The organism is Lysinibacillus sp. NPDC059133, from assembly GCF_042755925.1.
Lineage (GTDB): Bacteria > Bacillota > Bacilli > Bacillales_A > Planococcaceae > Lysinibacillus.
Genome location: NZ_JBHZDH010000001.1, coordinates 48,969 through 68,378, shown reverse-complemented (window position 1 = coordinate 68,378; position 19,410 = coordinate 48,969). Strand labels below are relative to the sequence as shown.

Here is a 19,410-nt window from a genome sequence, read left to right as displayed (position 1 = left end):
GGCATAATTGATTCTACTAAGAAAGGACAGAGACATATGCACTTACATAAGTATGAGAAGTATTGGCTTGTATTCGGAGTTACTACTTTAGTAGCATTCCTTATCATTCTCGGCATTGGTGCATTTCATCAAGGCTCACATCCGAACAATGGTAAAAAAACACTAGATTATGAGAAAGTAAATGAATTTCCTCCCTTCGATAATCCTGGTGTTCACAAAGTAGAAGGTAAGGATTGGGACTATGAAGTGGTTGTTTTAGCATCAGCATTTAATTACAATCCGCCAGAAATTGAAGTTCCTCTAGGAGCTAAGGTGAAATTTATCGCAACAAGTGCGGATGTTATGCACGGTTTTGAAGTTGCAGGTACAAATATTAATATGATGCTAGAACCTGGTTACATTTCTGAATATGTGACTGAAGTAAATAAAGTAGGAGAGTTTTTAATCGTATGTAACGAATACTGTGGTACAGGACATACGATGATGCACTCTATGCTAAAGGTGGTGGATCCAAATGAGTCTCAATAATAATTTGACAAAAGTGGATCGTCGTGATGCGAAGCTAGCAATGGCACATATTTACGTGGCATTCATCGCATTATTATTAGGGGGTCTTGCAGGTTTATTACAGGTTTTCGTTCGTTCTGGTCAATTTACATTACCAGCAGGCATTGGTTACTATCAAGTTTTAACTGTACATGGTGTTTTACTCGGTCTTATTTTAACAACGTTCTTTATTTACGGTTTCCAAATTGCCAGTGTTAGTCGTACGTCAGGGACTTTTTCAGATGGTCAACGTCGCCTTGGCTGGATTGGCTTCTGGTTAATGACTATTGGTACAGCAGCAGCTGCAGTAATGGTTCTACTGAACGAAGCATCTGTTTTATATACGTTCTATGCTCCACTGAAAGCTCACTGGATATTCTATTTAGGCCTTACATTAGTCGTTGTTGGTTCTTGGGTTGGCGGCGCAGGTCAAATTTTACGATATGCACAGTGGCGTAAAGAAAACAAAGGTAGCGGACAACGAAGCCCATTATTGTCATTTATGGTTGTTGTCAATAATTTAATGTGGTTCGTAGCAACTCTAGGTGTAGCTGTTTCTGTTCTATTCCAGTTACTTCCATGGTCCTTAGGCTTTATCGAACGTGTTGATGTAGCACTATCCCGCACATTGTTCTGGTATTTCGGTCATGCTCTTGTGTACTTCTGGTTATTACCAGCATACATGGTTTGGTATGTCATTATTCCTAAGGTTATTGGAGGAAAAATTTTCTCTGATTCTTTAGCAAGACTGTCATTTATGCTGTTCTTAATTTTTTCTGTACCCGTTGGGATCCATCACCAATTAACAGAGCCAGGTATTGATAGTACATGGAAATTCATACAAGTTGTTTTAACATTTGCGGTAATCGTACCATCCTTAATGACGGCCTTCTCGATGTTTGCAATGTTTGAATTACGCGGTCGTGAATTAGGTGGGAAAGGGCTTTTCGGCTGGCTTAAAAAATTACCATGGAAAGATGCTCGTTTCTTCGTGCCATTTATCGGTATGTTAGCATTTATTCCTGGTGGTGCAGGCGGTATCATCAATGCTTCTTACCAAATGAACCAATTAATCCATAATACTATTTGGGTTACAGGGCACTTCCATTTAACGATTGCAACAACAGCCGTATTAACTTATTTTGGTGCTGCATTTTGGTTAATTCCATATTTAACAGGTCGTACACTGACAAAGTCTTTAAATAATCTTGGTAATTTTGCCGCTATTTTATGGGCTGCTGGGATGACGATTATGTCTTCCGCAATGCATATCGCTGGTCTGCTCGGTGCACCTCGTCGATCTGATTATTCTGAGTATGGCGGTGCTCAACAAGCTTATGATTGGATTCCTTATCAAATCGCTCAAGCAGTCGGTGGCACAATTCTGTTCATCGCTATCTTACTCATTCTTTATATTGTGGTGAAATTAGCATGGTTTGCACCAAAAGGCGAAGAGGAATTCCCAGTTGGTGAAGCACATGAAAATAGTGGTACGACACCAGCTATCTTAGAAAACTTTAAAGTATGGCTAGTTATTTTAGTAGCATTAATTTTATTTGCTTATACTATTCCAATTATCGATATTATTTCTAATTCTCCTCCTGGCTCTAAAGGCTATAAGCTTTGGTAACACTGTTTTGCATCTTCATAAAAAAGCGATTTCTCTAGCTGAGAAATCGCTTTTTACTTTGCTGAAAAAAAATGCAATTAAGGTGTCATAATAAAGTATAGCTTTTCGGCAAAACGAGGGGTTGATTTCCGTTCCGGCTGGGCGCTTTCCTGGGGGCGTGGGCTTCTTAGACCTCGTTGACTCGTTCTCATCTTTCCACTTGAGGTGGGCGTTTTACTGACCGTTAATGCGGGATAAAATCATGGAGAGACCTTACTCAGTACATTCACTTTACTTCTTTCATAAATTCTCTGAAGTTTTCAACGATTCCCTTTGATCTGGTATGGTGTAAATAATGTCCTCCTTCAAATGTTATCACTTTTCCATGTACAGAATCTTTGACTTGCTCTTCATGCAATGGTATCCATCCTTCCGTTTCGGTATCATTCGCTTGTAAATAGAAAATAACAGGAAGATTCTTGGGGAAGGTCAAGTTTTCAGCAGCTTTAAAATTAGGGCTAAAATGTTCGCCTTCACTTAGGATGTTCGGATTAAACATGTTTTTGAGCGTGAGGATTCTGATTTGTTCTCTTGTTTCATCATCTACGGTTGGTGCAACCAATTGGTCAGGGCTCAGTTTCATTAACAATCGGAAGAAACCTGAGTTTTTGAGCAGTTTATATGTTCCTGATGGGAATGGATCATCTGTATCACCCTGCGTTGGAACACTGCTATCGATCCCAACAAATGCACTTACTTCGTTTTCATATTTGTTCACATAATCCAGACCGTAAATGCCTGAAATGGAGTGGCCCATTAGAATATATCGGTCAATGTTTAGACTCTGCAATGCTTCATGAATTTCATTTACCATATTCTCCAGGATTCGTTCCTTTTCCGTTACATCACTAAGTCCATAACCAAAAGGCTCGATCACGATGACCTTGTAATAAGGAGACAACTCTTTCACTAACGGCTCAAAATCAAGTGCTGGAGCCGCTGTTCCATAACCAGGTAGGAGCACGACGGTTTCTTCGCCTTCTCCTTGAATTAACACATTCATATTTTTTCCGTCTACTGTTACAGACTGACCATAAGATTCTATTTTTCTTTGCTCCGATTTGTTACTAACCTTATTCACTATAAAAACAATAGCTAGAAAAAGTACTATTGCTATAGCTAAAACTCCTAATAATTTAACTATAATGTTAAACGCTTTTTTCATTATTTTTGCACGAGTGGTGTAGAACGGCAATTGTAGCTCGTTTTCTACCTGTACTCGTGCCTCCCCTCCCTTTCATTCTCTATTCGTATCTTCTATCCACATCAGTGTATTCCGGCTACCTTCACAAACCGTTAAGAACAGCTTATACAACGAAGATATACCCCCTATGACAACAATATGAACGGAGTATGAACAAGTAAAAAAATGCTACGGTATGCAATATGAATCTCGAACGGGTTCGCTTTAATAAATAAAAGTGAAACTCCTATCAGTGGGGGTTTTCTTCATCCTCCATTGATTGTTAGTTGAACCAATCGGGCTTTTACGCTCAGTTGATCGCCCACCTAATTGACTCGTTCACATCTTTCCACTTGAGGCAGGCGTCTTACTGACCGTTAATGCGGGATAATATCAGGGACCTTTCTCACATTCACTTTAATTCTTTCATAAATTCTCTAAAGTTTTCAGCGATTTCTTTGAATTTGCTATGGTGTAAATAATGTGATCCATCCAATGTTATTACTTTTCCAAGCATTGACTCTTTAGCTTGCTCTTCATGCAGTGATACCCAATTTTCCCTGTCCGTATTATTTGCTTGTACAAATAAAAGAAGCGGAAGATCTTTAGGGAATGTTAAATTTTGAGCCTTTTTAAAATTAGAAGAAATATGTTCCATCTCATTCAAGGTAGTGGCTTTATATGAGTTTTTATTTGAAATCATTTTCATTTGCTCTTTGGCTTGATCATCAAATACTAGTTCAGCATAGGGGTCTGTACCTACTTTCTTGATTAATCTCAAAAGACCTGATTTTTCGAGAAACGCGAATGTTTTTAATGGAAATTTGACATCCATACCGCCTTGTGTAGAAACACTAGTATCAATGCCTACAAATGCACTCACTTCGTTTGGATATTTGTTGACATAATCAAGGCCGTAGATACCTGCAATGGAGTGGCCCATTAGCGTAAAATGGTCAATATTAAGCTGCTGTAAAGCTTCATGCATTTCACTGACAATATTCTCAGTGCTTCGTTTTTTATCGGTTTCATCACTTAATCCATATCCGAAAGGCTCAATCGCGACAACTTTGTAAAATGGAGATAATTCATCGATGAGCAGCTTAAAATCAAGTGCTGGTGCCGCTGTTCCATAGCCAGGTAGGAGCACGATGGTTTCTTCGCCTTCTCCTTGAATTAACACATTCATATTTTTTCCGTCTACTGTTACAGACTGACCATAAGTTTCTATTTTTTCTTGCTCCGATTTGTTACAGACAATATTAACAATAAAAATAATGACCAGAAAAAGTACTATTGCAATAGCTATAACTCCTATTGCTTTAAGTATAAAGATAAGTGGTTTACCCATCCTCATTTTCATTACCTCTTCTTTTAGTTTCACTCTCATCTTCTCCTTTTTTTATCTATTTACTAGACATCTTATATGGGCCATTAAGGATAGCTTATAGGACGAAGATGTACTCCCTATGACAACAATATGAACGGAATATGAACAAACAAAAAAAGTTACGGCGTCACATGCAAGAAAGTTTGCATATGACGCCGTAACTTGGGAAATACGAGGACGTTTAAATAATTCGAATGTACAACATGAATCTAATTACTCTGTTGGTGTTGTGATTGGCAAAGTGACAATGACAGTCGTTCCTCGGCCAGGCTCGCTTTCCACTCGAATGTCGCCTTGATGAAGCGATACGATCTGTTTAACGATGGCGAGTCCCATACCACTGCCATCATACTTACGACTATGGGAACGATCAGCCTTAAAAAACCGCTCGAATATACGCTTCTGATCCTCTAAGGAAATACCAATGCCCGTGTCGGATACTCGGACTGTCACATTTTTGATATCTTGTTTGATGCTAATGTTAATAACTCCGCCATCTTTGGAAAATTTGATACTATTGCCGATTATGTTCGTCCATACCTGGTTTAATTGATCATGATCAGCCATTAGGCGAACAGCGTTCAAATTGAGCTCGAAACGGATGTTGCGAGCCGACCATTGCGGCTGGATAGCGACGATGACTCGTCTGATCTGTTCATCAAGGCTGAACGTGACCAGCCGCAGTTGCTGTGACTGCGATTCAAGCAAACTCAGCTTTAGCAGGCTATCGCTCATCTTGGACATCCGATCTGCTTCAGCAATTATAATATCGAGATAACGGCTCCGCTCGTTATCTGCGAGGTTTACTTGCTTGAGCGCTAAAGCATAACCGGATATCGAGGTAAGCGGCGACTGAACTTCATGCGACACATTCGATACGAAATCCCTACGCATCTGCTCAAGTTGCTGTAGATCGTGCATCATTTCTTCGAAGCTGCGAGCTAAAGTACCTAGCTCACCCTTTTGCTTAATATTCAGCTTAACGTTAAAATCTCCACCTGCTATATGTCTAGTCGCTTTTGTCAGCTTTTTGATTGGTTTGACTAGGAACATGGCAGCAACCAGAATCAATAGGCTTCCTGCTATCAACGAATAGGTTGAAAAGTTCAAAATCCACTTTATTACAAAAGAGGTGGAAGGGAGGGAAATCGGTTCTACAAACATCGCTTTCGTTCCCATTTCAGTTGTCAACGGCATCCCTAAGAGAACAGTAGAAACACCACTCGGATTGACTTGAACAATTTCCCCACCCAGTACTTTTGTCACCTGTTTCATCGTCACAGTGGCAGGTTTGTCTCCGCTAAGCGCTCCATAAGACTGGAACTGACCCGTTTCTTCATAAATTCGAATATGATAGGATTTGAGCTGATTCATTCCACTTACGAATGTGTTCGCTTCACTTAACGGTAATGTCTCATAAATACGGGCGATGTCCTGACCAAAATTAAGTAAGGGGATTTGCAGGTTCTCGTTCAATTTATCTTCAAATACCCAAGTTGCTACAAAAAAAGCAATGATCGTGCCCCCGATTACGGAGACTAGAAATATCAGGACTACGCGTGTATATAAAGATTTGATCATTAGTCCACCTCAAGGCGGTAACCAAGCCCACGTACCGTTTCGATACGAAAATCGGCTGTAGTCGCGAATCGTTCGCGCAAACGTTTAATATGTACGTCTATCGTTCGATCATCTCCAGCGTAATCAATCCCCCAAATTTGATCGATCAACTGCACTCGCGTATAGACTTGCCCGGGTGTTCCGGCGAGCTTATAAAGTAATTCGAACTCCTTGAGCGGTAACGTGAGCGACTCCGTCCCCCTCATCACCTTATAAGTCTGTCGATCAAGGATGACGTTGCCGAACTGGATTTTTTGCGTGGAGCCAATTCGGAATCGTTTCAATAGTGCCTTAACACGAACCGACAACTCCAACGGGTCGAATGGTTTAGTCAAATAATCATCCGCTCCAAGTTCAAATCCTTTCACTTTTTCCCATGTTTCGCCCCTTGCAGTCAGCATAAGTAACGGAAGATCAGGATTGGCCCTTCGGAGCTCCTTGCATAACGTCCAACCATCCATAATCGGCATCATAATGTCGAGCACGACAAGATCGACTTGCGTTGATGTGTAGATGGCCAGTGCTTCCTTGCCGTCCGCGGCTTCGACTGTTGCGAATCCGTCGTTGCGTAGAAATAAACAGACGAGTTCGCGAATGTTCGCGTCGTCGTCAGCAACCAGTATAGTAGGCATCCGTTCCCTCTTTTCCATCGCATTATTGAAATAATCATTATACTATAAATTAAATTGAATTACCCCTATTCTTCCTATAATTAAGGACTGGAATATCATTAAATGCGCCCTCGTTTACTTATTCGATTACCGGAACGCCGAACTTGATATAGATGGAAATACTAAATGGACACAAACTGCCTACGTGGTGATCCTTCCGTTTAAGCCATTGCCCAGACGTGATAATTCCCAGATAACTACTACAACTTATGATATCGACATTTATGCAACGCTACTAAAGAAGAACAAAACGCTAAAGTGCCTCTGTCCACGTCCCAAGTGTAAACAATTCACTTGCATAAGACCCACACTTAATAGCTAAAATTTTGCAGGAACAGGGTTTTGCCTGAGCGAAAGCGAGTAGCCTGGAACAAAAATCACATTCATTGAAAGCGACACAACATTCATAGTAATTTTCTTGACCATTTTGCTTTTTAAAAAGCGATTTCTCTGTTACGAGAAATCGCTTTGAGCTTTAGAGCTGATACAGCTTCGTATATTTTTCTTGTAAATAATTTGCTAAATATTTAGCGTTTAAGCCTTCCCCTGTCGCCTCATGGAGCAATTCGAACGGCTTCTTCAGTGCACCGTATTGATGGACTTTGTCTGTTAACCACTCTCGAATTGGAAGAAGCTCTCCCTTTTCTAATAGCTCATCAAAGTTTGGAATATCTTTATCCATTGCATGCTTCCATTGTGCAGCATAAATCATTCCTAAAGCATAGGATGGGAAATAGCCAAACATGCCCCCTGACCAGTGCATATCTTGTAGTACCCCTTTTGCATCTGTCTCAGGACGAATGCCTAAATATTCTTCGTATTTATCATTCCATACTTGTGGAAGATCCTTCGCTTGAAGATCGCCATTGAATAGGTCACGTTCAATTTCATAGCGAATCATAATATGTAGTGGATATGTTAACTCATCTGCTTCAATGCGAATAAACGAAGGTTCCACCATATTAATCGCTCGTAGGAAATCAGCTAATGCTACATCACCAAATTGTGCAGGTGAATATTTTTGCAATCGTTCGTAGTTCTGCTCCCAGAACTTTTCGTTTCTGCCAACAAAATTTTCATAAAATAAAGATTGAGATTCATGTATTCCCATCGACGTACCCGATGCTAACGGTAAACCATCAAGCTTCGCATCGATATTTTGTTCATACATGGCATGCCCACACTCATGGATTGTTCCAAAAATCGCTGAGCGGAAATCATTCTCATCATATTTTGTTGTAATACGATTATCTCCATGGTTTAAGCCAATCATAAATGGATGCACACTATCGTCTAAGCGACCTGCATCAAAATCATAGCCAAGTTGTGCTAACATTTCTAATGATAATGCACGTTGAGATTCACGCGGGAAATGCTTAAATAATATGCTTGTATCTGGTTTATTTGGTGAATCTGCAATTTTTTGTACAAGAGAAACGATTGTTTCACGTAATTCACCAAAAACTTGATCTAAAACATCAGTCGTCATATCCGGTTCATATAAATCTAGTAATGTATTGTACGGAGAACCGTTTTTAATACCCCAATATTGAATGAATTTCTTCTGCAAGCTTATAATTTCTTCTAAATAAGGGAGGAATAATGCAAAATTATTCGTTGCCTTTGCTTCTTCCCATACTGTTTCTGCTTTAGATTGTAGAATGACGAATTTCTTATATTCATCAGCTGGAATTTTTTTGTTTTGATCGTACTCTTTACGTACTTTCTCTACTAAACGCAGCGTAACATAATCGAGATCTGCCTTTTGCCCCTCTAGATCCGTTAGTAATTCCCCTAATTCTTCGCTAGTTTGCATGTCAAATAAGGAGGCAGATAATGTTCCAACTACCTCTGAACGCTGAGCTAACCCTTTCTTAGGTGCACCGGTACGCATATCCCAATAAATCACACCTAATGCTTCTCCGTAGTGCTGCATCTTTTTCACATAATCAGTAAATTGTTGAACAGTCATACTTCATCCTCCTTTTCACGCTACTAGTTTATCATATTTTCGAAAATTTTGTATATTATGGACTTTTAGTATTTTCCTTCTTCTACTCCTACAGCTAAATATGGATTCTACAAAAATTTAAAGCTATGTCGAAAAGAATGTATAGGGATTTCGATCCTAATATTGGATTTTCTATAACGAGTTCAGGAGATCATTTAATCAAAACGAGGATTATTATGCTATACTGCTGCATACTACATGAGTGGTGAAGTTACATCATTAAGTGGTTATGTATCTGGCGGACAAACTAAATAGGAAATACTTATTGAGAAGTAGACAAAGAGAATTACAGCTTTGCCTACATTGGCCAAGTATGGACAATCGAAGGCTGCATCTATCCAAAACAGAATTAAATTATTCTGTTCAACTACAAGCACTATTCTTATAAAAAATTGTTTTGTTACCACTACATATGCTAGATGACGTTAGAAAAGCTAAATACAGAATAAAAATCACTATGACTTATTTAAAAAACTTCTATATATATAATTCTTCATTCACCCATAAGTTGTTTGTATCTCAAAAAGATAATATAGCGACGAGAACAAATACTACCAAGTGGTATGAACATAAGAGCATTTGTTAATGAAATCAATGCATGCTCTCTACTCCAATGACCTACCAGTATCCTCACAAGAAGAATCCCGAAAAATAAAATAATACCAGCAATAGAGCTTTGTGTAGTTACGATTCCTCTAGTATGATTCATACGAATTTTTTCTAGTTTTCCTTTCCATACTCCTATACCCAATCCAAACATTAAACAACTGATATATATCATAATACTTAAAGGCGTTAATTTAATACTTGAAATAGTAGAAAACACTACACCAATTAACAAAACCGGTATGACCCACAATCGAGCTGGTCTAACTTGTTTCTCCCTTAACATTATAAGTACAATGACAATTAAGACGACCAAGTAGCTAACCATTTCTTTCCCTCACTTTATTTTAAAAGTATAATTTAACCTCAAACTGAAGATGTAGTGAGAGCGACCTTCAGGAAGGGGCCTTTCAATACGTTTCTTCCTAGAGAAAACTTCATCAAAAAAATACAATAGACTATTTATTATAGCCTATTGTCTAATCTGATGGGATCAAAATTTTATCTTGAGCAATGGGATTAATATGATTGGTATAAGTATTTAATATTACTTTTGGTTCATCAACAAAGTTTGGGGTTTAAAACGTATGTCATAAGTTGATTAGGAGCGATACGTTGGGGATAGTTACAGATGAAACTTGAAGCAAGCGTGCACCAACCCAGTTGGAAAGGAAATTAGCCTTATATTTTATACCCCTCTCTTTATATATAAAATTATTGATTATTTATTACCGCTGAGATTATATATTCTTTAATTAATGGCCATCTATCTCGTGGATTCATGATGAATTCTGAACTAATTGCCACAACCATATTCATTTTCGGTATACAACAAATCATATTACCTCCATCCCCTATGGCTAAATATGTAGAAAGTCCATCTTCTTGTCGTAGCCACCATAAATAACCGTAATTGTTTTGGTTTATTTCTGTTGATTCACGAATCCAGGTCTCTGAGAGAATCCTATTATGATCCCAAATGCCATTGTTTAAATAGAGGTAGCCAAATCGGGCCATATCACGGGTAGTTAATGTTAGTCCCCATCCACCTGTCGAATGACCTTTCGGATCATGAACCCACCCCTTGACGTTTTTCCCGAATAAATCATCAAACCCATAGGCATTCATTTGATAGTTCGGAATTTCTTTCATACCTAGCGGTGTAAACAAATGTTCATTGGCGAACGCTCGTGCACTCTTGCCTGTACTTTGCGTAAGAATAGCTGACAACACATGTGCTCCAGCTGTAGAATATTTAAAAGTACCTACATTCCCATTTTCACCCATTAATTCAAGTGTATACTTTATCCAATCCTTCTGTTGACATAGCATATCTAGTGGCTCATGCCAATCCTCAAATGGATAAGGTACTGTCATCGTGAGAAGATGTCGTATCGTAATCTGTTGTTTTTGCTGATCAGCATCAGACATATATTCAGGAAAAAAATCTAATACCTTCTGTTCAACACTTTTAATATATCCTTTATCAATAGCTATGCCTATAAGTGCAGATAGTACACTTTTTGTTACAGATGCTACATGGTGACAATCATCACGACCTTTGCCATTAAAATATTTTTCATAAGCTAAATGACCATTTCTAATGATAACAATGCCATTTATATTGTTATAATCACTTTTTATCACCTGCTCTAGCTTGGAAAGCTTTTCATTATTCATATATATGTTTTCAGGCTTTACCGATTGCCAATTTATTGTTGTTTGCATAAGAACCTCCTAATTTTAACTTCTTTCAGCAAATGTTTTATGTACCGAAAGCGTAGCGACAGGTACAGAAGTCTCCCACCTCTAGTAGTGAGATGGATGCAGTTTTAAGTCACTTTCCAGCAGGTGTCCAAGCATCCGCTGAAAGAAGTTAAAGCCTCCGGCGGATGTCACGGAATCGGAAAGGAGCTCTTTGTGCAAACACAAAGCCGATTCCGGACGCAATTATGCCGAGGCATAATTGATTTTTGTCATCTTTTCTTTACAGGAAAATATACCTCAGTAACATACTCCTCAGGGGCATTTGCTTGATTTGGATCTGTTACATATATTTCATATGGTGGCGATATCAGTTCATAACCCTCGTTTTCAATCCACTTCATCAAATTAACATAGACAGATGTCAATTCGGGATAAGCCCCCTTTAAAACAGATTTAGCACAGAGGCTACCTGGCAAATCTCTCGTTCTTTTGACAGACTCAGCTATCTGAATAGCAAACTCGGTATCATTGCCAGCAGGATTAAATTCAGGGCTATGGTAAATCGTCATAGGCTTACCAAGTAAAGTGAGCTGCTCCTTCGCAATCTTTTCATACAGCTTGCTAAAATAATGACCATATCCCGATGCATAATCATCACTGCTCAATATCAATCGCTTATAAAGGATATTCTTTGGCTTTGTCTCAACCAGTTGTACTTCGATATCGTCAAGGTACGACATGATTGGTACCCCTTTTTCTAGGTTTGAAATATCATGACTTAGTTGTTTTACAAGGAATTCAAATGCCTTAAGTTTTTCTTGAATCTCCTTTCTCTTATGATTAAGAGCTGAACAAAGCTTGTCTTCGGATTGATCCTCTTCTAATTCCAGCATCATTTTAATTTCTTCAAGAGAAAAATGATACGATTTTAACCGATTGATATAGAGCATCCTTTTTAGTTGTTCGATGGAATAATACCTATAACCGCTTTCAGCATTAATCTCATCGGGGTTAATTAATCCGATTTCATCGTAATATCGAAGTGTTTTTGTAGAGACACCACATATTTTTGAGAATTCTCCTATTGATAGCACAAAACCACCTCACTCATTTATTTGTTACTTGCTACAATTCATTTATACACCTTTCCCTAAGGACAAAGTCAATCAAGACTTATATTTTTATCTCTTTATCTTTTACTTTCCTTGACTGAAAAATTTTATTGACCGTTTAGTACAAAAAAAAGATATTCTAGTAATGTAAATGAGAGGAGGATCAATTTGAATAAACGAGGCAGACCCCGAGAGTTTGATTATTCCTCAATTGTAGATGTCGCCATGAAAACTTTTTGGATAAGAGGGTATGAGGGGTGTTCTACACAGGATTTATGCAATGATACTGGACTTGGGAAAGGCAGCTTATACAATACTTTTGGTAGTAAACATGAACTATATCAACAAGTATTAGAACGCTATCATGAGTTTGGAATTAAGGAACAGCAGGAATTGTTAAATACTCCAATTGCATTGAAAGAACGGTTAAGTAATTTTTTCGAATGGGCATTAAAGGAAGATTTTGAGAATATTGATCAAAAGGGTTGTTTGTTAATTAATGCCAGTGTGGAAAGAGCTAAGAATGACGTAATGGTTCAAGAAATTTTCTCACGGCATGTCGAGCTTCTTAAACAAGCAATTGAAAAAGTAATGGAGGAAGGATTGCAAACTGGCGAAATTTCAAAAAATCAAACAGCCGAGGAATTAGCTAGTTTATTTTTAAGCAGTTATTACGGGTTTCGTGTTCTTAATGTTTCGATGCAAAATCGGATGTTGTCTGAACAGATTATGAACGGAACATTAGAAACTATTTTTGGCGCTTAGTGCGCTCTTTTTTAGCACCATTTTTGTACCGAACGTTACAATAATAAGTTTAAGGAGTGTTTTTATGCCATCGATTATTTATTTACTAGCTTTAGCGATTTTTTGTATGACTACATCTGAATTTATGGTTGCAGGTATGATGAACGAGCTTGCTCTTGCATTTCAGGTTTCTGTATCTTCAATCGGGTATTTAATTACAGCTTATGCTGGAGCAATGGTGATAGGAGGTCCCATTTTAACTGCAATTCTCTTAAGAATACGTAGTAAACAAGCATTATTATTTTTAATGTTTGTATTTTTAATCGGCCAGTCGCTCGGAGCTATCGCTTGGAACTATGATAGTATGATGGTTTCACGCATTATTACTGGTATTGCTTCATCTTCAGCATTTGGTGTTGCCATATCCTTTTCTGCAACATTGGTTCCCCCTAATTCAAGGGGAAAAGCTGCATCTATTGTTCTTGCAGGTTTAATGATCGCAACAGTCATAGGCTTACCTATCACAACGATTATCTCGCAAAACTTTGGCTGGCGTATTAGTTTTTGGTTTGTTTCTATTCTCGTACTAGTTTCCGGGATTATGATTCAATTGTTACTACCATCATCGCCAAACAAAGAACTATTAAACTGGAAAGACGAGCTCATGCGCTTTAAAAATATTCATCTTTGGGCAGCGTACATAACAAGTATGTTTATTATAGGTGGTACGTTTGCAGCATTTAGTTATTTCACGCCTATCTTTACAAATATCACAGGCTTTTCAAGCGCAAGTATTCCATATTTACTTGCTCTCTATGGTAGTGCAACAGTCATTGGGAATATAGTGATTGGCAAGTTTGCTGATAAATATACAATGGAAACACTGTTGAGTGGATTGATTATTTTAATCGTAGCATTGTCTTTATTTGCTGTAGGAGCTGAAAATAAATATATTGCAGTTATTACTACTATTTTTATAGGCTTTACTGGTGTAGCACTGAATCCAGCTATGGTGGCGAGGGTGATGAAAACAGCTAATAATGGTACGATGATCAATACCATTCATAGTTCTTTTATTACGCTTGGTATTGTTATTGGTTCATCACTAGGCGGTCTAGGTATTAGTAAAGGCTATGGCTATATATCACCTCTGTGGATTGGCGTTTGTTTAGCTACCCTAGGGTTACTATCATTATTCCCATATTTATATAAAAGGAAGGAATTTTAATGTTTCTATTTAGATACTTCAAAAGTTGGTTTGGGGCGCTTCTCCCTCAAACGTTTTTCGGCGACTGCTACTCCCTTTATGATGTTCTATCCGTCTCTTCTTTTTCTATGGATAAAATGCGTAGCTTCTTGTCTGAATACCCCAATCCATCTTAAATAGGGGCCATTGCATTTTGAATAAGAAACTAAAGAAACAGTCGTGTTGATTGGGAAAATATAGGTATTATCATTAGCTGATAAAAGGATTTTTTCTTGATATTTTGCTAATGAATACCCATTTTAACTGATTATAGCGTAGGGCTACTCGACTCCCGCGGGAAAGCGAGACAGACGAGACCCTGCACGAAGCGCAGCGGAGGAAGCGGCTCGACGCTCGCCCGCAGGAAGCCTTGCTCTGCGCGAAAGCGAAGCGTCAGCGACAAATGTTTTCTGTAGCGAAAGCAAAGCGGCAGCTACAAAGCGAGTAGCCCGTAGTGGAAATCAGAGCCTACAAATAAATTGTTATGGATAAAAATTGTTAATCACACACCTGCTAAAGAAGCTCTCCTCATCGTTTTCACGATCAAGAGAGCTTCGTATTCTAAATTCGGGGGAATTTTGACTAGCTTTCAAGTGCAATGTTCGGTTTCCAATCAAACATTTTTAAGAGCTAAAGGTTATAACAACAGATATATAGTTGGGGATCCTACATATCTTATTGTTGTATAGAGTCTGATTACCCAATGTTTTGACAAATTGTTAATACTTGTTTAACGGCTTCTGCCGATTGATCAAGTGCCGTTTTTTCTTCATTTGTAAGGTGCAATTCGATAACTGATTCAATTCCATTGCCGCCTAATATTGTCGGCACCCCTAAAAATAATTCGTGGTAACCGTACTCTCCTTCTAATAGGGCAATAGAAGGAATTATTTTGCGTTGATCTTTCATGATGATTTCGACCATCTGTGCACATGCAGCAGCTGGCGCATAATAAGCACTCCCATTACCTAACAAACCAACAATTTCTCCGCCACCTTTACGTGTACGTTCTACAATTTGCTGCAGTCTGTCTTGAGGAATCAGTTTCTCTAATGGGATCCCTCCAGCATAGGAATATCGAATTAAAGGGACCATTTCGTCGCCATGCCCACCTAAGACAAATCCTGACACATCCTCCGTTGCAATTTGAAGCTCTTGTGCTACAAATGTATTAAAACGTGCTGTATCTAACACACCAGATTGACCAATGATTCGATTTTTCGGAAATCCTGTTTCCTTATAGCAAACATAAGTCATGGCATCAACTGGATTGCTTAGTACTAGGACTATGCTGTTTGGCGCATAATGTTTTATTTGTCTAGATACTTGTTGAATAATTTTTGCGTTCGTCGCCACTAAGTCATCCCGACTCATGCCCGGTTTACGAGGAATACCTGCTGTGATAATGACAATATTTGCTCCTGCTATATCCTCATAATTACTCGTTCCTTTTATAGAAACATTAAACCTTTCGATTGGTCCTGTTTGTAATAAATCCAGCGCCTTTCCTTTTGTTGGATTCTCCGCTTCTGGAATATCTAACAGCACAACATCTCCAAGCTCTTTTTGTGCCAAAAATAAGCTTAAAGTTGCGCCAGTATGACCAGCACCGATTACAGCAATTTTACTTTTTCGAAATGCCATTATGCCTCACCTCGATTTTCTGTAGCTGCTGTTTCCGTCGTTTTTTTAGCACGCGTTGATGTTGCTGTTGGCTTTTTCTTCGGTGCTTCTGGTCCTTTAATCATTTGAAAAACATCTTCATCAGGCCGCGGAATTACGTGAGCGCCTAATAGTTCTCCAACGCGCTTAGCCGCCTCTTTTCCAGCATCTACAGCTGCTTGAACTGAACCAACATCGCCTTTAACTACTACAGTAACGATGCCACCATCAACAAATTCTTGTTTTACGATGGTCACATCTGCCGCCTTTATCATCGCGTCTGCTGCCTCATAAGAACCAACTAATCCTTTCGTCTCAATCATTCCAATTGCACTACTCATTATCCTCACCTCGCATCACTTCCGTAGAATCAATAATACCAATAATGACCGCATCGATAGGCAACGGATTTTCTTTCATAATATAGCGGGATGATCCACCACTTGTAATGAGCACATCATCTCCAATTCCTGCCCCGATACGGTCAGCTGCTACAATTTCTGTACGAATCGGCTGTTGATTGGAATCAATTGGTTGAATAATTAATAATTTTAAGCCATTCAACCCTTCTTCTTTACGTGTTGCCCATACACTACCTATCACTCTTCCCATCTGCATGAACTTCACCCTCTTTATCCCATATGGACTATAATTACTCAGAGCGAATTGTTAACGTCTTATTCAACTCTCGTATTTTGTCATAAGCCAATGCTGTCACGATTGTTTTTTTAGGAACAACAATTTCCTGCGCCTCTATTTCAAGCACTTCTACTTGCGAAAGTAGTTTCTTATCAAATTGATAGCTTAATGATTTTTCAGCCTGACTTACGACTGGCGAAAGTTCTTGAACATTCATTTGTCCCTTAGCTTGAGCATTGACAATTTCCGCAAATGCACCTTGCTGGATTAAACCGGCATTTGCCTCATCTGTATCGATATGCATCTCCAATCGATAACGCTCTGAAACGCGAATCGTTACATTTGATAAAATAATCGGTCTTAAACCTTCTACTTTAATTTGTACCGATTGTCCGTCCACTACTTGGAACCGAGCACTGTCAGCTGGTGACATATGAATATGTGCTTGTGCAATAATGAGTCCCTCATTTAGCACCACACTGCCCTTTGGACCAATAAGTGTAACGGGGCTAGAGCCTTTTATATCTCCTGAAATTCTTAGTGGTGGTTTAACCCCTAATTTCATCGCGTCTGTCCAGCTAATTTCCACTTGGGATAATGAACGTGCTGGGCCTAAAATGCGTACCCGCTCAATGGAACCCTTTGGACCAGCAATAACAACAGTTTCCTCAGCAGCAAACTGTCCTGGCTGTGAAAGCTCAAACTTAGGTGTTAATTGATAGTTCTCACCAAAAAGCTGCTCTACTTCCGCTTGAGCCAGATGGACATGTCGTGCTGATACACCAACAGGGATTTTACCGTCATGTTGAGAGGTAGGCTGATTTTTTAAAACTTGTTGCAATACTTCTTCGACGATTTTTTGAACTAAATTTTCCTGCATCTAACCTCCTCCTTATGTCAATGATCTGATCATTTTCCCTTGAGCTTGCTGTTCAATAAAGCCTGCATTCGCTTCATCAGTATCGATATGCATCTCTAAACTAAAATCATTCGATACACGAACTACTACCCCACGAAATGTCACAGGTCGTTCACTATCTACTTCAACAGATACTAATTCATTATTTTGAACGTCCAATGCCATCGCATCTTCTTCCGTCATATGAATATGTGCCTGTGCAATAATGACTCCCTGCTTAATGATTATTTCTTTTTCTTGATTATTTAATTTGATGCCAGCTGAACTTTCGATATCACCCGATTGTCTCAAAGGAGGGGTTAATCCTAATTTCATTGCATCTGTTCGACTAATTTCCACCTGTGTTGCCGCTCTTACAGGACCTAATACACGTACATTGTGAAGAACACCTTTTGGTCCCTCAATAGAGACACGCTCCTTGGCTGCAAACTGTCCTGGCTGCGAAAGATCAAAATCCTTCGTTAGTGCTGCATTCGGACCAAAAAGTGCCTGTAAATCCTCTTCACTGACATGTATATGACGAGCTGAAATGGCCACAGGAAATGTTTTTGTCGCTGTATTCAAGTTAGCCACCTCTATATCTTTTAGCTAGTCGCTTTGACTTCCATCCGTCACTTCGGAGATTCCTTCTGTCGCTCCAGTGATTCTTTCCGTCACTTCGGCTCTTCTTTCCGTCGGTTCGGACCCTCTTTCCGTCGCTTTGACTACTATCCGTCACTTCGGAGATTCCTTCCGTCGCTCCAGGGATTCTTTCCGTCACTTCGGCTCTTCTTTCCGTCGGTTCGGACCCTCTTTCCGTCGCGTTGACTTCTATCCGTCACTTCGGAGATTCCTTCCGTCGCTCCAGGGATTCTTTCCGTCACTTCGGCTCTTCTTTCCGTCACCTCGGACCCTCTTTCCGTCGCTTTGACTTCTATCCGTCACTTCGGAGATTCCTTCCGTCGCTCCAGTGATTCCTTCCGTCGCCTCGGACCCTCTTTCCGTCGCTTTGACTTCCATCCGTCACTCCGGGGATTCTTTCCGTCGTTTCGGCTCTTCTTTCCGTCGTTTCGGACCTCTTTCCGTCGTTTCGGACCTCTTTCCGTCGCTTTGACTTCCATCCGTACTTCAGCTCTTCTATCCGCCGATTCGACTTCTCTATCTGTCACTTCGACTATTCTTTTCGTCGCTTCGTACTCTATCCGTCGCTTCGTACTCTATCCGTCGCTTCGGCGATTCTTTCCGTCGCTTCGATGGCTCTTTCCGTCGCTTCGGCATTTCTTTCCGTCACTTTGACTTTTCTATCCGTCGCCTTTATTTGCTGGAGATAAAATTAAGCCTCTGCTTTTGGTAAAATTAATTCTAATTCATGGTGTGGGCGTGGGATTACATGAACAGATAAAAGTTCTCCAACACGTTGGGCCGCTGCTGCACCTGCATCAGTAGCTGCTTTTACGGCTCCTACATCACCACGAACTAATACAGTGACAATACCGCCACCAACATGTACTTTTCCTACTAAGTTAACGCTAGCAGCCTTCACCATTGCATCTGCTGCTTCAATTGCTCCTACTAATCCTTTTGTTTCTACCATTCCTAATGCTGTACTCATTTGTCATTCCTCCAAATTATTTATTTTGTAATGTGATTTGTTTTAATACTTGATCAACAATTTGTTGAACCACCGCTGTATCCAAAGATGGATC

General features: G+C 39.4%; 18 protein-coding genes. 4 read left to right on the top strand and 14 right to left on the bottom strand.

Annotated features, from left to right (window positions below):
• The first annotated feature begins 36 nt into the window (after window positions 1–36).
• Together ACFXN8_RS00300 and ACFXN8_RS00295 are read left to right on the top strand one after the other, a co-directional pair.
• Window positions 37–528, top strand: coding sequence for a cupredoxin domain-containing protein (locus ACFXN8_RS00300; protein WP_197141285.1), 492 nt, complete (start codon window positions 37–39; stop codon window positions 526–528).
• Complete coding sequence (locus tag ACFXN8_RS00295) at window positions 515–2,176, top strand: b(o/a)3-type cytochrome-c oxidase subunit 1 (protein WP_386841837.1); 1,662 nt, start codon at window positions 515–517, stop codon at window positions 2,174–2,176. The genes ACFXN8_RS00300 and ACFXN8_RS00295 overlap by 14 nt, the downstream gene beginning before the upstream one ends.
• Window positions 2,177–2,441: 265 nt before the next feature.
• On the opposite strand, the gene ACFXN8_RS00290 is transcribed toward ACFXN8_RS00295, so the two are convergent.
• The 8 genes from ACFXN8_RS00290 to ACFXN8_RS00255 form a co-directional block, all read right to left on the bottom strand.
• A complete protein-coding gene (locus ACFXN8_RS00290) occupies window positions 2,442–3,380 on the bottom strand; it encodes an alpha/beta hydrolase (RefSeq protein ID WP_386841835.1) in 939 nt (312 codons plus the stop codon).
• A 430-nt stretch (window positions 3,381–3,810) separates the two neighbouring features.
• The gene (locus tag ACFXN8_RS00285; RefSeq protein ID WP_386842149.1) at window positions 3,811–4,761 is read right to left on the bottom strand and encodes an alpha/beta hydrolase; all 951 of its coding nucleotides are present in this window, start codon (window positions 4,759–4,761) and stop codon (window positions 3,811–3,813) included.
• A gap of 240 nt (window positions 4,762–5,001) precedes the next feature.
• Entirely contained in the window at window positions 5,002–6,369 is a 1,368-nt protein-coding gene (locus tag ACFXN8_RS00280) for a sensor histidine kinase (protein ID WP_386841833.1), read from the bottom strand.
• The gene (locus ACFXN8_RS00275; RefSeq protein WP_386841831.1) at window positions 6,369–7,040 is read right to left on the bottom strand and encodes a response regulator transcription factor; all 672 of its coding nucleotides are present in this window, start codon (window positions 7,038–7,040) and stop codon (window positions 6,369–6,371) included. Before ACFXN8_RS00275 ends, ACFXN8_RS00280 begins: the two co-directional genes overlap by 1 nt.
• A gap of 514 nt (window positions 7,041–7,554) precedes the next feature.
• The gene (locus tag ACFXN8_RS00270; RefSeq protein ID WP_386841829.1) at window positions 7,555–9,051 is read right to left on the bottom strand and encodes a carboxypeptidase M32; all 1,497 of its coding nucleotides are present in this window, start codon (window positions 9,049–9,051) and stop codon (window positions 7,555–7,557) included.
• 532 nt (window positions 9,052–9,583) lie between these two features.
• Complete coding sequence (locus tag ACFXN8_RS00265) at window positions 9,584–10,024, bottom strand: hypothetical protein (RefSeq protein WP_376073298.1); 441 nt, start codon at window positions 10,022–10,024, stop codon at window positions 9,584–9,586.
• A 386-nt stretch (window positions 10,025–10,410) separates the two neighbouring features.
• Window positions 10,411–11,424, bottom strand: coding sequence for a serine hydrolase domain-containing protein (locus tag ACFXN8_RS00260; protein ID WP_386841827.1), 1,014 nt, complete (start codon window positions 11,422–11,424; stop codon window positions 10,411–10,413).
• Between the two features lie 248 nt (window positions 11,425–11,672).
• Window positions 11,673–12,497, bottom strand: coding sequence for a MerR family transcriptional regulator (locus ACFXN8_RS00255; protein ID WP_386841825.1), 825 nt, complete (start codon window positions 12,495–12,497; stop codon window positions 11,673–11,675).
• Window positions 12,498–12,683: 186 nt separating this feature from the next.
• Between ACFXN8_RS00255 and ACFXN8_RS00250 the strand changes: the two genes are divergently transcribed.
• Together ACFXN8_RS00250 and ACFXN8_RS00245 are read left to right on the top strand one after the other, a co-directional pair.
• The gene (locus ACFXN8_RS00250; RefSeq protein WP_376073305.1) at window positions 12,684–13,280 is read left to right on the top strand and encodes a TetR/AcrR family transcriptional regulator; all 597 of its coding nucleotides are present in this window, start codon (window positions 12,684–12,686) and stop codon (window positions 13,278–13,280) included.
• Window positions 13,281–13,344: 64 nt separating this feature from the next.
• A complete protein-coding gene (locus ACFXN8_RS00245) occupies window positions 13,345–14,487 on the top strand; it encodes an MFS transporter (RefSeq protein WP_386841823.1) in 1,143 nt (380 codons plus the stop codon).
• Between the two features lie 714 nt (window positions 14,488–15,201).
• Here the strand turns inward: ACFXN8_RS00245 and mdh are convergent.
• The 6 genes from mdh to ACFXN8_RS00215 form a co-directional block, all read right to left on the bottom strand.
• Window positions 15,202–16,149, bottom strand: coding sequence for a malate dehydrogenase (gene mdh / locus ACFXN8_RS00240; protein ID WP_386841822.1), 948 nt, complete (start codon window positions 16,147–16,149; stop codon window positions 15,202–15,204).
• Window positions 16,149–16,508 carry a BMC domain-containing protein gene (locus ACFXN8_RS00235; RefSeq protein ID WP_386841821.1) on the bottom strand — a complete coding sequence of 120 codons (360 nt, stop codon included), beginning with the start codon at window positions 16,506–16,508 and terminating at the stop codon, window positions 16,149–16,151. The genes mdh and ACFXN8_RS00235 overlap by 1 nt, the downstream gene beginning before the upstream one ends.
• Window positions 16,501–16,785, bottom strand: coding sequence for a EutN/CcmL family microcompartment protein (locus tag ACFXN8_RS00230; RefSeq protein ID WP_054611001.1), 285 nt, complete (start codon window positions 16,783–16,785; stop codon window positions 16,501–16,503). The genes ACFXN8_RS00235 and ACFXN8_RS00230 overlap by 8 nt, the downstream gene beginning before the upstream one ends.
• Window positions 16,786–16,819: 34 nt before the next feature.
• Complete coding sequence (locus ACFXN8_RS00225) at window positions 16,820–17,686, bottom strand: phosphate propanoyltransferase (protein ID WP_386841820.1); 867 nt, start codon at window positions 17,684–17,686, stop codon at window positions 16,820–16,822.
• 12 nt (window positions 17,687–17,698) lie between these two features.
• Window positions 17,699–18,289 (bottom strand): phosphate propanoyltransferase, encoded by a 591-nt coding sequence (locus tag ACFXN8_RS00220; RefSeq protein ID WP_376073324.1) that lies wholly within the window; start codon window positions 18,287–18,289, stop codon window positions 17,699–17,701.
• Window positions 18,290–19,037: 748 nt separating this feature from the next.
• Window positions 19,038–19,316: a BMC domain-containing protein gene (locus ACFXN8_RS00215; protein ID WP_053482447.1), complete on the bottom strand. Its 279-nt coding sequence runs from the start codon at window positions 19,314–19,316 to the stop codon at window positions 19,038–19,040.
• Window positions 19,317–19,410 lie beyond the last annotated feature (94 nt).

Excerpts from the sequence above, each read along its gene's own strand:
- ACFXN8_RS00300 (WP_197141285.1), top strand. The coding sequence starts at position 37 with ATGCACTTACATAAGTATGAGAAGTATTGGCTTGTATTCGGAGTTACT.
- ACFXN8_RS00295 (WP_386841837.1), top strand. The coding sequence starts at position 515 with ATGAGTCTCAATAATAATTTGACAAAAGTGGATCGTCGTGATGCGAAG.
- ACFXN8_RS00290 (WP_386841835.1), bottom strand. The coding sequence starts at position 3,380 with ATGAAAAAAGCGTTTAACATTATAGTTAAATTATTAGGAGTTTTAGCT.
- ACFXN8_RS00285 (WP_386842149.1), bottom strand. The coding sequence starts at position 4,761 with ATGAAAATGAGGATGGGTAAACCACTTATCTTTATACTTAAAGCAATA.
- ACFXN8_RS00280 (WP_386841833.1), bottom strand. The coding sequence starts at position 6,369 with ATGATCAAATCTTTATATACACGCGTAGTCCTGATATTTCTAGTCTCC.
- ACFXN8_RS00275 (WP_386841831.1), bottom strand. The coding sequence starts at position 7,040 with ATGCCTACTATACTGGTTGCTGACGACGACGCGAACATTCGCGAACTC.
- ACFXN8_RS00270 (WP_386841829.1), bottom strand. The coding sequence starts at position 9,051 with ATGACTGTTCAACAATTTACTGATTATGTGAAAAAGATGCAGCACTAC.
- ACFXN8_RS00265 (WP_376073298.1), bottom strand. The coding sequence starts at position 10,024 with ATGGTTAGCTACTTGGTCGTCTTAATTGTCATTGTACTTATAATGTTA.
- ACFXN8_RS00260 (WP_386841827.1), bottom strand. The coding sequence starts at position 11,424 with ATGCAAACAACAATAAATTGGCAATCGGTAAAGCCTGAAAACATATAT.
- ACFXN8_RS00245 (WP_386841823.1), top strand. The coding sequence starts at position 13,345 with ATGCCATCGATTATTTATTTACTAGCTTTAGCGATTTTTTGTATGACT.
- mdh (WP_386841822.1), bottom strand. The coding sequence starts at position 16,149 with ATGGCATTTCGAAAAAGTAAAATTGCTGTAATCGGTGCTGGTCATACT.
- ACFXN8_RS00235 (WP_386841821.1), bottom strand. The coding sequence starts at position 16,508 with ATGAGTAGTGCAATTGGAATGATTGAGACGAAAGGATTAGTTGGTTCT.
- ACFXN8_RS00230 (WP_054611001.1), bottom strand. The coding sequence starts at position 16,785 with ATGCAGATGGGAAGAGTGATAGGTAGTGTATGGGCAACACGTAAAGAA.
- ACFXN8_RS00225 (WP_386841820.1), bottom strand. The coding sequence starts at position 17,686 with ATGCAGGAAAATTTAGTTCAAAAAATCGTCGAAGAAGTATTGCAACAA.
- ACFXN8_RS00215 (WP_053482447.1), bottom strand. The coding sequence starts at position 19,316 with ATGAGTACAGCATTAGGAATGGTAGAAACAAAAGGATTAGTAGGAGCA.